Source organism: Asticcacaulis excentricus CB 48, from assembly GCF_000175215.2.
Lineage (GTDB): Bacteria > Pseudomonadota > Alphaproteobacteria > Caulobacterales > Caulobacteraceae > Asticcacaulis > Asticcacaulis excentricus.
This window is the reverse complement of sequence record NC_014816.1, coordinates 675,055-688,371: the sequence shown is the minus strand read 5'-3', so window position 1 is coordinate 688,371 and position 13,317 is coordinate 675,055. Positions and strand designations below refer to the sequence as shown.

The window sequence follows — 13,317 nt, the reverse complement described above, 5'->3', positions numbered from 1 at the left end:
TTTTCATGACAACCAACCGGCCTGACGCAGGTGCACCACCGCCGAGCGGGCGACCGGCGCGGTGAGGCCATTGGTCAAGTGCAAACGCATGGCGCGCGGCGTGCCTTCGATGGTTTTGACAGCGTGGCGCGCCACCCACCACGACCGGTGCGTCCGCAGCCCTTCGGTTTCCAGTTGGGCAATCGCCTGATGCAGCGGCATTAGCATCAGTTGCGCCCCCGCGGGCGTGTGAACGCGCACATAGTGGTCTTCCATCTGAAGGGCCAGCACGTCCGTGGGTAGGGCCGCGGGCGGTGCCGTCTCAGAGAGAACGGGGCGCGAGGCCGCGCGACGCTGAAGCGCCCATACCGTCAGGAACATTAGCCCGCCGATCAGTAGGGTCTGACCATACCACTGGACCGGCGACAGGTCGAAGCGATGCAGCTCCGGCCAAAGCCAGAAGGCCGCGGTGCGCGTCAGAAACGCCTGCAAAACACTGACGAGCCCAAGAGCAACAGCCAGCAGACTGAGAGTTTTTGCTCCGCCACCGGGGGCGACACGCTTGACCGCCCGCAGGGTGCCCCCGAACAGCGCCGCGCCCACCAGCATCGACACGACCCAATAAGTGATACGTTTTTCCAGACCCGTATTCAGGTAGCTGCCGAATGGCCCGAGCACCCCCAGTATCAGCCCGCAGACACCGGCCACGGCGGCCCACTGCGCGACGGGATTACGGCTCAGGCGGATCAAACGGGTGGAAAGCGATGTTGGCATAGAGGCTCAGTAAACAGTGGTTTGGCGCACTATAGCCGCCTGCGCCATGCACCGCCAGAGCGCCCAATCGCCGGACTGCGAACCCGTTTGCCCACTGGCGAATGACGGCTTTACGCGCCTAGCGCATCGGTTAGAGCGGACGGATCAAACGGAGGTTTCTCATGCGCTGTCACCTATTCTTCGCTCTCTTCAGTCTGTTCGCCGCCTTTGGTGCGATCGCTCATGCCGAGGCCCCGAGCGCCAGCCCTCAGGTCGGCTTCCGCAAGACCGTCACCGCTCAGGGGGTTGAGGTCGGGGTGTGGTTTCCGGCCGCCGGCACGCCCGCCCGCCAAAGCCTGGGGCTGTACAGCCACGTGGTCGTGCCCAATGCTGCGCCCCTGCCCGGCACGCATCCGCTGATCGTCATGTCGCACGGCACCGGCGGCATCTTTTCTGGCCATGTCGATACGGCGGTGGCTTTGGCGAAAGCGGGCTTTGTCGTGGCGGCCCTTACCCATCCGGGCGACAACTGGCAGGACACCAGCCGCGCCACGCAGATCGAAGACCGCCCGAAGGCGCTGAACCAGCTTATCACCTATATGCTGACCGAAGCGCCGGAGCGTGACGTCATCGACCCCCAGCGCGTCGGGGCCTTCGGCTTTTCGGCAGGCGGCTTTACGGTTCTGGCTGCCGCCGGTGGGCGTCCGAACTTTGCCCGCCTGATCCCACATTGTCAGGCGCACCCGGCCTACTTCGATTGTCAGATGATCGCCCGCCATCCGCGCCCGGCAACCGCCGTTGCGGCACCGTCAATGCCCGCAGATACGCGCATCAAGGCATTGGTTGTGGCGGCCCCGGCACTCGGTTTCACCTTTGCTGAAGGCCTGAAGGGCCTGCGCCTCCCCGTGCAATTGTGGCGCGCTGATGCCGATGAGATTTTGCCCGCACCCGACTATGCCGATGCCGTGCGTCAGGCCCTACCGCAAACGCCCGAGTTTCACGCGGTCCCCAATGCCGGGCACTTCGATTTCCTGGCCCCGTGCGTAGACGTCAATCTGGCCCCACAAATCTGTAGCAGCCGGGCGGGCTTTGACCGCGCCGCCTTTCACGACGCCTTTAATGCCGAGGTGGTGCGATTTTTCAGCCAATCTCTGCGATAAAGTCGCGCTCGCGATAATCGAACGTTGCGAAATCGGCGGGCAGCCCTTCGCCCGATGTATCCTGACAGGCCATGCCGACAAAGGCCCCGGTAAAGTTCGGGGCCCCCGGCACCGTGGCTTCATCCGACAGGATACTGGCGTCGAAATGCCCGTCGATCCATGTCCAGTCGGCGTCCGCCGCCCGCCGGAAGGCAAAGCGCAGACGCTCATTATCGACCTCGGCGCGCAGATGGATCGGACCATCGGCGACGGGATAGAGGGCGCTGAAAGCGTCACTGGTCGTCGAGTCCGGCAGGGCTGACATCACCCGCACGTGCCGCCCCACCTGTTCGTCGTGGGTAACGTGCAGATAGTGGTACTTGCTGCCGTTATAGTAGCAGACCAACCCGGCCGCCTGCTGATAATGGCGCGGCTGATAATCGAGGACGGTTTCCACCGAATAGCAGAACGCCTGCTGACGGCGCGCCACCAGCGCCTGCTCGAACAGGCTGCCCAGGGTCTCACGCCCAAATAGCCGCAGATGACCGGGTCGGTCGCTGAGGCTGAACAATTTTTCGGGATAGGGTGAGCGCAGCCACTGGAAGTCTATGGGCAGGGCCGGGCCGTTAAAATCCACCGGGATAGCCTCAAAACCCGCACCGACCGGCTCCGGGCTTTCGGCGAACAGCAGGGGCAGTCCCTGCCCATCCAGCGTGCGCAACCAGCCGTCTGCGTCCCATCGCATCGGCTGTATGGCCGTCTCGCGTCCCAGCACGCAGCGCCCGCGATTGGGCAGGGGCCGACCGCAGAGGTAGACCAGCATCGGCGTGCCGTCGCGCGCTTCGACCAGATCGCCATGACCAGCGCGCTGAAGCGGGCTGTCGGGGCGCAAGCGGCTGGAGAGAATATGCGTTTCGGGGTGCAACTCATACGGCCCGGTCAGGGCCCGCGACCGCGCCATCGTCACCGCGTGGTTCCAGCCCGTACCGCCTTCGGCCGTGATCAGGTAGTACCAGCCATCGCGTTTATAGAGGTGCGGGCCTTCGGCCATACCGAGTGACGTGCTTTCGAAAATCACCTGACGCTCACCGATCAGGCGCAGCGCAGAGGGGTCATACTCCTGCAGCACGATACCCGCAAATCGCACGCGGCCCGGCCTGTGGTCCCACAGCATGTTGACCAGATATTTGCGCCCGTCATCATCGTGGAAGAGCGACGGATCAAAGCCGCTGCTGTTGAGATAGACGGGGTCTGACCACTCGCCGTCGATGGTGGGACAGGTCACCAGGTAGTTATGGAAGTCGCGCAAGGAGGCGCCGCTAGCGCCGCCGACTGTGGTGCGGCCATAGCGTTTCACATCGGTATAGATGAGGTAGAACAGGCCGTTATCGTAAGTCAGGCACGGGGCCCAGACGCCGCAGCTATCGGGTACGCCGCGCAAGTCGAGTTGTGCCGGACGCCGCAGAGGCCGCGTGATCAGCCGCCAGTGAATCAGGTCGCGCGAATGGTGAATCTGAACGCCCGGATACCATTCAAATGTCGAGGTGGCGATGTAGTAGTCCTCACCTACGCGCACGATGGACGGGTCGGGATTGAAGCCCGGCAGGATAGGATTACGGATCACGTTGCAGGCTCCGGCTCAGCCTTCGGTGCGCGGACCAGCGTCCACAGCACCACGGCAGCGATTAGGTCAAGCAGACCCAGCATTACAAAGAAGGGCTCATAACCGATTGTGCTGACCAGTGCACCGATGGCCAGCGAGAACAACAGCACCCCGAGATTGGCAAAGGTCCCGGCCATGCCGGTTACTGTCCCCACCTCGTTCTTGCGGAACAGGTCCGACGAAAGGGTGATCACCGTCACCGACAGGGTCTGGTGCGCGAAGGCCCCCAGACATAGCAAGCCGATGGCAACGAAGGGGCTTTTGACCCAACCGACAAACATGATGCCGGTCATCAAGACCGCGCCGAGCGTAAACACCCACCGGCGCGCGTCAATCAGGCCAATGCCGCGCTTTTGCAGCCACAAAACCACCGCCGGGCCGAACAGGCAGCCGATATCGGCAAAGACAAAGGGCAGCCATGCAAACAGGGCAATCTCTTTCAGGTCAAAACCACGTGCCGTCGAAAGATAAAGCGGCATCCAGAAGGTCAGCGTCCCCCAAGTCGGGTCGGCCAGAAACCGCGGCAGCGCAATGCCCCAAAAATTGCGCTGCACCAGAATTTTCAGCGGTGACGGGCGAGCCGCCGTGGCCTCCAGATGACGCTCCTGACCGTCGCGGATATAGCTACGCTCGCCGTCGGAAATCGACTTATGCTTCTCCGGCGACTGATAAAAGAGCAGCCATAACACCACCCAGACCAGTGCGATAACGCCGGTAATCACAAAGGCCGCGCGCCAGTCGTAATAGAGGATGGCCCACACCACCAACGGCGGGGCCAGCATCGAGCCCAAAGACGCGCCGATATTGTAGATGCCGCCCGCCAGCCCGCGTTCCTTGGCAGGAAACCATTCGGCGACGACCTTGAGGCCGCCCGGATGCGCCACCCCTTCGGCAAAGCCCAGAAGCCCCCGCAGCATAGCCAGACCCTGCCAGTTGCCGGCAAGGCTGTGGGCGATGGTAATAATTCCCCACGCCGTGGCAAACAATGCAAAGCCGATACGCAGACGGATGAGGTCGAGTATGTAACCTGCGATCGGCTGCATCATAATGCCCAACTGGAAGGCACTGGTGATGTAGCTGTATTGCTGCGGCGTCAGGCTCAGTTCCTGCGTCAGGGTGGGGGCGGCGACGCTCAGCGTGCTGCGCGTTAGGTAGTTGATGATGGTACCAAGCATCACCAAAGCGATGATCCACCAGCGCAGATGCCCGATCCGTTTCAGCATCATTTCGGCTCATAGGCATAGGGCCCGATGAGGGTGCCGACAAAGCCCCCCGCCTTGCGAGTCGAAAGGAAGGTGATATCGACGTCGCGGATCAAGGTGCGGGTCTGACCGTCTGCCGTATAATCGGCCGTCAGGCGTCCGCCGTCAAAGCGCAGGGTCAGGGTGACATCCCCGGCCGTCAGCGGGGCCGAGGCGATCAGCTTGTCCCCGCTGGTATTTTCGCGGCTATAGAGCGCGATCTGCGGCTTGCCGTCGAGGCGTGTCAGACCGAAAAACAGCCAGGCGTCATCGTTTTGCAAAGCCGCGAGTCCGGCACGCGCGCCGTCTCTTTCAGGCCGGTAGCGCAGCGCGGTGGAGACGGTGGCTACGTGATGCTGCTGACGGTGGGCGATAAAGGCGGGCGTCCCTTGGAGGTCACCAAGCGCCGCGCCTGAATTGAGCACCAATGCCCCATTGTCCAGTCGATAAACGGGTGTTCGCGGCGTGCGCACCCCGATCCACGACAGAGGCAGGCTCTTGCCGTCAAACTCTTCGCTAAAGCCAAAATCGCCGTTGACCGGTTGAGTTGGGGCGGGCTGCGTCGGCAGATTGGGCTTTTTCCCCGTGAAGGGAATGGGCTTTCCGTCTTCGAGAATGACCGGCCATCCGTCCTTCCATGTCACGGGCAAAAGGAAGGTTTCGCGCCCGATGTTATAGAGGTCCGGGCCATAGGGCCGCGTGGCAAGGAAGGTCGCCCACCATTCACCCGTCTGAGTTTGCACCAGCTTGGCATGACCGGCGGAGGTCACTGGGTTTTTGCGCGTCGGGTCGAGCGTGCGCTGGCTGAGGATCGGGTTCTTGTCGTAGGGGACAAACGGCCCTCGCACGCTTTTGGCACGCAGCACCACCTGCGAATGCTGATCGCCCGTGCCGCCTTCGGCCGCTGTCAGGTAGTAAAAACCGTCCTTGCGCAGGATATGCGGCCCTTCGATCCAGATGGGCTTTTTGGAAATATCGACGCCGCCATTGACGATCTGCGTGCGCTCACCGACCAGTTTCAGCGCCTTGTAATCGAACTCCTGCACCCAGATGGCGCGGTGGCCGTCATAGCGTGGCGTCTCGTTTGGCGCGCCGTTGTTAACGATATAGGCCTTGCCGTCCGTGTCCCAGAAGATCGACGGATCAATGCCTTCGAAATCGAACCACACCGGGTCAGACCACGGCCCCTTCGGGTCCTTGGCCGTGATGACGAAATTGCCTTTGCAATCCACGCAGGTGTTGACGATGTAGAACAGACCATCATGATAGGAGATATCTGGCGCGAAGACCCCGCGCGACACCTTCAGGCCATCGAAATTGAGTTGTTCCGGACGGCTGATCGCATTGGCGATCTGCGTCCAGTTCACCAGATCTTTTGACTGAAAGATGGGCAGGCCCGGAAAGTGCGCAAAGGACGAATTGACCAGATAATAGTTGTCGCCAACGCGCGTCACCGATGGGTCGGGATAATAGCCCGACAAAATGGGGTTGACATATTCGCCCGGCCCCGCCCTGACCTGCTCCTGAGAGCGGCCCTCATAGGTGAAGCGCTCAAAGCGCGCCGGCTCAGCCACAGCCGGTGAGAACAGACCCTGGGACAAGCCCACTGACAGGGCGGCGGAGAGAGCAGCCAGATATCGCATATCGTCTGTCTCCTATCTTTTCGGGGCGGCCTTCAAGGCGTCGGCAATGGCCTCACGCAAGGGCTTGGGGCGGTAGTTGGCGTCATAGGGGGTCGGGCGCTGGGGCATCTTGTCGGTGCGCGGCGTCCAGCCCTGTAGCCAGCTATGGTTATCGCTCATGCCCCAGCACAGGAACTGATCCAGTTCTTTGTAGGAGAACATCAGGTCGAGATAGTCCTTCGCTGCCGCAGCCACGCCGGCGTCGCGCACAGCGGGATCTGTTGGCAAGTCCTTGTCGTTGACATCAAATTCGGTAATCAACAGTTTGTAATCCATGCCCACAGCCGCGTCGATAAAGGCGCGCCACTGATCGTGCTGCGCTTCCTTGATGTGGCCGTCATTGCCGATATGGCTCTGGATGCCGAATCCATCGATCGGAACGTTTTTCGCCCTCAGGGTTTCCAGCAGCTTGAGCACCCCCTTGCGATGTGTCTCGTTGCCACGCTCCCACGACATGTAGTCGTTATAGACCAGCTGCGCCTTGGGGGCATATTCGCGCGCCGCCTCGAAGGCGATGCGGATACAGTCGAATCCCAGCGCCTTTGTAAACGGCGTGTCGCGGATGTCGCCAGTTTGAGGGTCGATAGTTTCGTTGACCACGTCCCACGAAAACACCTGATCGCCATACTGTGTGCAAACGCGTTTGATGTAGTCGCGCAGATAGCGTTCGGCCTCGCGCGCCGGGTTTGCGCCAAAATCGATATTCAGCAGCCATTTCGGCATGAACTCGACCTTGTTCCACAACAGGGTGTGCCCGCGCAGCTTCATACTGTTGTCGCGCGCAAAGGCGGCAATCTTATCACCGGGCGCGAAGTTATACCGATCCGGCTGGGAGGCGATGACATAGACCTTGAATTCGTTCTCCGGAACGATTACGCCGCATTCGGCCTTCAATATGTCCAGATAGGCTGGCTCCAGTGAGCCCGCACTGAGCGCAGAACCGAACAGGATGCCCTTTTCGGCTGCCAGTGCCCGCAGCGAAGCTCCGCTGGCGGCGAAAACAGGGGCGGAACCCATCGCAGAAAGGGCGGCAGCGCTCAGGCCCGCCAGCACGTGGCGGCGTGTCGGAAGAGAAGTAGGCATTGGTATCCCTGCACGAAGCTTGTTTTTATGTTAACGCTAACAAATCACGGTTTTATCGCCTCTGTCAATCGGCGGATTGGGTCATGTCCGGGTTTTTGCCATCCCCTTAAAAAGGCCGCGCAATGGAGCGGTTAAGAGCGATTGACCGGATAACTCAGACTATTATACTGCGCCCAAACACATATAACAGGAAACGCTCATGCCCGCCCGCCCCCTGCCCGGCCTTGCGCTGACGGCGCTGTTCACTCTTTTCAGCCTGTCTGCCTGGGCGCAGACCCCGCCCGCTCAGGTCCTGCCCAAAGCCACACCAGCGACGACCTGGACGCCGGACAATGGCAATGGAACCTTCACCAACCCTTTGTTTAATGATGAGTTTTCTGACCCCGATATTATCCGCGTCGGTGACGACTACTATATGACCGGCACCACCATGCACACCATGCCCGCCCTGCCGGTGCTGCATTCGAAAGATTTGGTGAACTGGCGGCTGCTGGGCTACGCGCTTGACCGTCTCGAAATGGGGCCGGAATACCGCCTTGAAGGCGGTAAGGACGCCTATGGGGCTGGCATCTGGGCCCCGGCACTGCGCTATCACAACGGCACCTTCTACATCTTCTCCAATATCAACGGTTACGGGATACAGGTGTTCACGGCCACCAACCCCGCCGGGCCATGGACCCACAAATCACTAGACAGCAAAATTCACGACCTGTCGGTGCTGTTCGACGACGATGGCAAGATTTACGCCGTCTATAGCTATGACGAGGTGCGGCTCGTCGAACTGAAACCCGACCTCAGCGGCGTGATCGAGGGCAGCGAGCGGGTGATTATCCCGGCCGGCAATGCCATGGGCGAAGGCCACCATATTTATAAGATCAAGGGCAAATACTACATCATCAGCGCCAACTACGCCCCGGTCGGGCGGATGCAAGCGGCACGCTCTGACAGTCCTTTCGGCCCCTATGAGACGGTAACGATCAGCGCGCGGGAGACCATGGGCACGCAGTTCGGATGGCGCACGCAGGGCATAGGGCGCAGCCTGCCCGCCCCCGGCGACAAAATAAGTGTTTCGCCGCCACCGCCCGGCGGCAATGCCTTCGGGGCCGACCCTTTGCATCAGGGCGGGCTGGTCGAACTGCCCAATGGCGACTGGTGGGGCTTTTCGATGATGGATGTGAAGTCGATGGGACGCACCACCTTCCTGTCTCCCGTCACGTGGCAGGACGGCTGGCCCTATTTCGGGTTGCCCGGCAACTTGGGGCGCAGCCCGCGCACATGGCTGAAGCCCGCTACGGGAGCCACCGTCGCCCCGACGCCAACTTACACACGCAATGACGACTTCTCCGGGCCGAAGCCCCAAGCGATCTGGCAATGGAACCACGTGCCGGATGACACGAAATGGTCGTTGTCGGAACGACTTGGCTATCTGCGCCTACATAGCCTACCCGCCCCGCACTTCCTGCTGGCACGCAACAGCCTGACCCAGCGTGTGATCGGGCCGGAATCGACGGCGACGACGACGCTGGATGCCAAAGGGCTGAAAGACGGCGACGTGGCCGGTCTGGGCCTGCTCAACATTCCCTATTACTGGCTGGGCGTCGTGCGCGACGGTAAGGCCTATCGCCTGCGCTTTTATGATCAGCTGACCCACAAAACCATTGAGGCGGCCCTGCCGGGACCGCGCGTGCAGTTGCGCGTCAGCGGCAATTACGACAGCGAACTGTCGCAGTTCAGCTACTCCACCGATGGCCAGACCTTCACGCCGATTGGCGGTGAAGTGCGCACCGCCTACCAGTTGCGCACCTTTCAAGGGGTACGCTTCGCACTGTTTGCCTTCAACGAAAAAGGGATGAACGGCGGGCAGGCGGATTTTGACGATTTCCGCGTCGATGAGCCATTGGCAGACCGCTCGCAGAACCTCCCGGTCGGCAAGATCGTGACCATCCGAAACTTCGCCAATGATCAGCCGATGTGGGCCAATCCGCATGGTATGCTGCACTTCGCCGCCAATGGCTCGAAGGAGGCCGCCAGCCCCGGCGTGCGCTTCCGAGTCCACGATCGCGGGCAGGGACGCGTGGCGTTGGAGGCCATGGATGGCAGTGGCTTTCTGACCGTTGTCGGGCTGGGCCTGTCGTCAGATGTGCGGCTGATGAAGACGGAGACGCCGGACAGCCTGTTCCAGTGGCAGGACATGCTTCGCAAACAGTTCATGCTAATGTCGCTGCGCACGCACCGTTATCTCGGCCTTGACGTGCGCACCGGCGAGCCCTACGCCGCCGACTGGCCCGGTGCTGATCCCGACCGCAAAGACGGTACGGTGCTGGTGTGGGAAGAGGTAAAGTAACGCGAAACCCTTTTGGAGGTCAGACCCCATGTCCCTTGCCGGTATTGTGCTTTGTGGGGGTAAATCACGGCGCATGGGCGTGGACAAGGCGGGCCTGATTTTCAACGGCCAGACGTGGCTGGAGGTCGCTGCCAACACCCTAACAGCGGCGGGGGCGGCGCATATCCTCTATAGCGGACGTCCCGACCTGCCCGGCGGTCTGGGTGATCCGGTCGCGGACAGCGGCCCGGCAGGTGGCGTGTTGGCCGCCCTGATGCAGGTCGGCGTGGATGTGGAGCAGGTCTTGTGTGTACCCGTCGATATGCCCGAACTGTCGCCCGATACCCTGCGTCTGCTGGCCGCGCACAAGGGCGTAGGCGCCTATTTTGAAGGGGAGCCCCTGCCCTTTGCCCTGCGCCTGAGCCCGGCGGTCCTTACGGCCGCCCGCCAGTGTGTGACCACCGCCGCGCGCGCGCCGTCGTTGCGCGCCCTCTTACGGCAGGTGGGCTGCGTCGAAATCCCGGTCCCGCCGGGTCTGAACTTGCGCAACCTGAACACGCCGCAGGACGTCGCGGCCCTTAAGCCCCGCGCCTGAGGACATTCCCTATCGCGCCTTTACCAGTGTTGCGGGCAGTAGAGAGACCCTGCCTTCGACCGGACCACCGCTGAATGGACTTAAGCCCCTTTGTTTCGCCCGCCCTCATCAGTGCACTGATCCTGGCCGGGGCCCTAGTGCTGTTTGTCACCGAACGGGTGCGCCACGACCTGATCGCCGTTTTGGCCCTGCTGGCCGGACTGATCGCTGGCGTCGTCAAGCCTGAGGACGCCTTGAGCGGCTTCGGCGACCCTGCCGTGGTGGCGGTCGCCGCCGTTCTGATCGTTGGTCGCACGCTGGAACTGAGTGGCGTGGCGGGTAAACTGGCGCGCTACATCATGTTCGGCAAGGCGACCTACAGCCTGCAAATGGCCATGCTGATGTCCGTCGGCGCGTTGTTGTCGGCCTTCATGAACAATATCGCCGCTCTGGTCATCGTCATGCCGCTGGGGGCGGAGATCGCGCGTCAAAACAAGAAGGCTGTCGGAACCATCCTGATGCCGCTGGCCTTTGCTACAATCATGGGCGGCATGATCACCCTGATCGGTACCCCGGCCAATATGATTTTGTCCTCGGTGCGCGAGGAGCGGCTGGGTCAGGGCTTCGGGTTCTTCTCCATGGCACCGGTGGGCATCGCTGTGGCCGTGGTCGGTATCGTCTATCTGGCCGTCATCGGCTGGCGTCTGCTGCCGCCGCGCCGCGGCACGATGGAAGGCCACGCCGCCCCATGGAAGGTGTTTGAACTCACCCTCACCCATGCCGTTGAACTCAGCCGCCACGCCCTGTCGAAACAGTTGCACGCCAGCCGCACGCGCCTACTGCGCCTCATCCGCCGCGACAAGATCATTGACTGGCCGGAAGAGGATCGCCTGAAACGCGGCGACAAGCTGCTCCTTCTGTCGCGTTATATGCCCGGAGACGTGGCTGACAGTCTGGACGTCAAGACCGCCGCGCCCCTGCCGGCCGAGCACGAGGTGACAGCACACATGGTCGTGGCGCACGGTTCCCCCATTATCGGTGAACGCTACGATGCCATCACTCACCGCAGCGGCGGCGCGCTGAATGTCACGGCCGGCGGACCACGCGCCGCGCGCCTGAAACAGCCGCTCGGGGGCATCATCCTGCAAGGCGGCGATCAGTTATTTATCCGCGGTCAGGCCGCTGATATTGCGCGATTTGGCACGCAACAACGCCTGCTGGAAATCGATCGTGCCGACACCGCCCCCGTTAATATCCGCGCGGCGATCCAGACGGTCGGCATCTTCGTTCTGGCCATCGCGGTGACCGTGCTGTTCGACGTCTCCCCCGCTCTGACCTTTCTCGCAGCGGCGGCGGCCATGGCGGCCCTGCGGCTAATCCCCGCCCCGGAAATCTATAAGTCCATCGACTGGAGCGTGATCGTCCTGCTGGCGGCCATGATCCCGGTGGGGCAGAGCTTTGAAACCTCAGGTGCGGCGAAAATGGTCGCTGATGCATTGGCGGGCGGGCTTAAGGGCGCGCCCCTGATCGCCTGCATCGCGGCGGTTTGCGGCCTCACCCTGTTCCTGACCATCCTGCTCAACAATGTCGCCACGGCGCTGATCATGGGCCCGCTGGCCATTCAGCTGGCGCAAATACTCCATGTGTCACCCGACGCCCTACTGCTGGCCGTTCTGGTCGGCACCTCGTCAGACTTCCTGACTCCCATCGGGCATCAGAACAATTTGCTGGTCATGGCACCGGGCGGCTATCGCTTCACCGACTATGCACGGGCAGGCGCGCTTCTGGCGGTGCTGGTCGTGGCCACCACCGCCTTTGTCCTCAGCGCGAGTTTTGGTTAGGCCATAAGCTCCCTGCGCACGATTGCCGCCCCGGCCCCCAGCGCCCGCAGCTTACCCGTAGCGACGTCGCGCGGCAGAGGGGCCATACCGCAATTGGTGCAGGGATAGAGCTTGTCGGCATCGACAAATTGCAAGGCCTTGCGCAAGGTGTCGGCCACCTCTTCAGGCGTCTCGATGACAGAACTGGCCACATCAATGGCCCCGACCATCACCTTCTTGCCGCGTATCAACTCGATAAGCTCCATCGGCACGCGCGAATTGTGACATTCCAGCGAAATGATATCGAGGCTGGAGGTTTGCAGTTTGGGAAAGGCCTCTTCATACTGCCGCCACTGCGACCCCAGCGTCTTTTTCCATTCGGCATTGGCTTTGATGCCGTAGCCGTAGCAGATGTGCACGGCCGTCTCACACCTTAGGCCCTCGGCAGCCTTTTCGAGCGCCGCCACGCCCCAGTCATTGACCTCATTGAAGAAGACATTGAAAGCGGGCTCATCGAACTGGATAATATCAACACCCGCAGCCTCCAGCTCTCTGGCCTCCTGATTGAGTATTTCAGCAAACGCCCAGGCCAGTTTTTCGCGGCTCTTGTAGTGGGCGTCAAACAGGGTATCGACCATGGTCATCGGCCCCGGCAACGCCCATTTGATGGGCTGTTTCGTCTGCTGACGCAGGAATCGGGCGTCTTCGACAAAGACCGGTCGGGGGCGTGAGACCGCCCCCAACACCGTCGGCACGCTGGCTTCGTAACGGTCACGGATACGGACGGTTTCGCGCTTTGAGAAATCGACGCCGTCGAGGTGTTCGATGAAGGTAGTGACAAAGTGCTGACGCGTCTGTTCGCCGTCGCTGACGATTTCAATACCCGCCTGAATCTGATCATCCAGCGCCAGACGCAGGGCGTCTCGCTTGCCCTCGCTCAGGGCCTCAGCTTGCAGTTTCCATGGCGACCAAAGGGTTTGCGGCTCGGCCAGCCAAGACGGTTTCGGCAGACTGCCGGCGGTGGACGGGGGAAGGAGTAAAGCCATCAGAATTACCTCAC

Annotated in this window: 10 protein-coding genes; 4 read left to right on the top strand and 6 right to left on the bottom strand. The window is 61.8% G+C overall.

The features are described from left to right. Positions 1 to 3 precede the first annotated feature (3 nt). Positions 4 to 753: a LytTR family DNA-binding domain-containing protein gene (locus ASTEX_RS03195; protein ID WP_013478167.1), complete on the bottom strand. Its 750-nt coding sequence runs from the start codon at positions 751 to 753 to the stop codon at positions 4 to 6. 161 nt (positions 754 to 914) lie between these two features. On the opposite strand from ASTEX_RS03195, the gene ASTEX_RS03190 reads away from it, so the two are divergent. Further along, positions 915 to 1,892, top strand: a complete 978-nt coding sequence (locus tag ASTEX_RS03190; RefSeq protein WP_013478166.1) for an alpha/beta hydrolase family protein — start codon at positions 915 to 917, stop codon at positions 1,890 to 1,892. Here the strand turns inward: ASTEX_RS03190 and ASTEX_RS03185 are convergent. Genes ASTEX_RS03185 through ASTEX_RS03170 form a run of 4 tightly spaced genes read right to left on the bottom strand, consistent with a single transcriptional unit; the run spans position 1,873 to position 7,540 of the window. Then, complete coding sequence (locus ASTEX_RS03185; RefSeq protein ID WP_013478165.1) at positions 1,873 to 3,495, bottom strand: glycoside hydrolase family 43 protein; 1,623 nt, start codon at positions 3,493 to 3,495, stop codon at positions 1,873 to 1,875. The two genes, ASTEX_RS03190 and ASTEX_RS03185, sit on opposite strands and share 20 nt — an antisense overlap. Then, positions 3,492 to 4,760 carry an MFS transporter gene (locus tag ASTEX_RS03180; protein WP_013478164.1) on the bottom strand — a complete coding sequence of 423 codons (1,269 nt, stop codon included), beginning with the start codon at positions 4,758 to 4,760 and terminating at the stop codon, positions 3,492 to 3,494. Before ASTEX_RS03180 ends, ASTEX_RS03185 begins: the two co-directional genes overlap by 4 nt. Next, positions 4,757 to 6,418 carry a glycoside hydrolase family 43 protein gene (locus tag ASTEX_RS03175; protein WP_013478163.1) on the bottom strand — a complete coding sequence of 554 codons (1,662 nt, stop codon included), beginning with the start codon at positions 6,416 to 6,418 and terminating at the stop codon, positions 4,757 to 4,759. Before ASTEX_RS03175 ends, ASTEX_RS03180 begins: the two co-directional genes overlap by 4 nt. Positions 6,419 to 6,430: 12 nt before the next feature. Then, positions 6,431 to 7,540: an endo-1,4-beta-xylanase gene (locus tag ASTEX_RS03170; RefSeq protein WP_013478162.1), complete on the bottom strand. Its 1,110-nt coding sequence runs from the start codon at positions 7,538 to 7,540 to the stop codon at positions 6,431 to 6,433. Positions 7,541 to 7,739: 199 nt separating this feature from the next. Between ASTEX_RS03170 and ASTEX_RS03165 the strand changes: the two genes are divergently transcribed. The 3 genes from ASTEX_RS03165 (at position 7,740) to ASTEX_RS03155 (ending at position 12,278) form a co-directional block, all read left to right on the top strand. Continuing rightward, positions 7,740 to 9,884 carry a glycoside hydrolase family 43 protein gene (locus tag ASTEX_RS03165; protein ID WP_013478161.1) on the top strand — a complete coding sequence of 715 codons (2,145 nt, stop codon included), beginning with the start codon at positions 7,740 to 7,742 and terminating at the stop codon, positions 9,882 to 9,884. Positions 9,885 to 9,912: 28 nt separating this feature from the next. Further along, positions 9,913 to 10,458, top strand: coding sequence for a molybdenum cofactor guanylyltransferase (mobA, locus tag ASTEX_RS03160; RefSeq protein ID WP_013478160.1), 546 nt, complete (start codon positions 9,913 to 9,915; stop codon positions 10,456 to 10,458). A gap of 74 nt (positions 10,459 to 10,532) precedes the next feature. After that, positions 10,533 to 12,278: an SLC13 family permease gene (locus ASTEX_RS03155; RefSeq protein WP_013478159.1), complete on the top strand. Its 1,746-nt coding sequence runs from the start codon at positions 10,533 to 10,535 to the stop codon at positions 12,276 to 12,278. On the opposite strand, the gene ASTEX_RS03150 is transcribed toward ASTEX_RS03155, so the two are convergent. Then, positions 12,275 to 13,303: a methionine synthase gene (locus ASTEX_RS03150; RefSeq protein WP_013478158.1), complete on the bottom strand. Its 1,029-nt coding sequence runs from the start codon at positions 13,301 to 13,303 to the stop codon at positions 12,275 to 12,277. The genes ASTEX_RS03155 and ASTEX_RS03150 overlap by 4 nt on opposite strands. Positions 13,304 to 13,317: the final 14 nt, after the last annotated feature.

Coding starts and splice junctions, on each gene's coding strand:
- ASTEX_RS03165 (WP_013478161.1), top strand. CDS start 7,740: ATGCCCGCCCGCCCCCTGCCCGGCCTTGCGCTGACGGCGCTGTTCACT.
- ASTEX_RS03180 (WP_013478164.1), bottom strand. CDS start 4,760: ATGATGCTGAAACGGATCGGGCATCTGCGCTGGTGGATCATCGCTTTG.
- ASTEX_RS03150 (WP_013478158.1), bottom strand. CDS start 13,303: ATGGCTTTACTCCTTCCCCCGTCCACCGCCGGCAGTCTGCCGAAACCG.
- mobA (WP_013478160.1), top strand. CDS start 9,913: ATGTCCCTTGCCGGTATTGTGCTTTGTGGGGGTAAATCACGGCGCATG.
- ASTEX_RS03195 (WP_013478167.1), bottom strand. CDS start 753: ATGCCAACATCGCTTTCCACCCGTTTGATCCGCCTGAGCCGTAATCCC.
- ASTEX_RS03170 (WP_013478162.1), bottom strand. CDS start 7,540: ATGCCTACTTCTCTTCCGACACGCCGCCACGTGCTGGCGGGCCTGAGC.
- ASTEX_RS03175 (WP_013478163.1), bottom strand. CDS start 6,418: ATGCGATATCTGGCTGCTCTCTCCGCCGCCCTGTCAGTGGGCTTGTCC.
- ASTEX_RS03190 (WP_013478166.1), top strand. CDS start 915: ATGCGCTGTCACCTATTCTTCGCTCTCTTCAGTCTGTTCGCCGCCTTT.
- ASTEX_RS03155 (WP_013478159.1), top strand. CDS start 10,533: ATGGACTTAAGCCCCTTTGTTTCGCCCGCCCTCATCAGTGCACTGATC.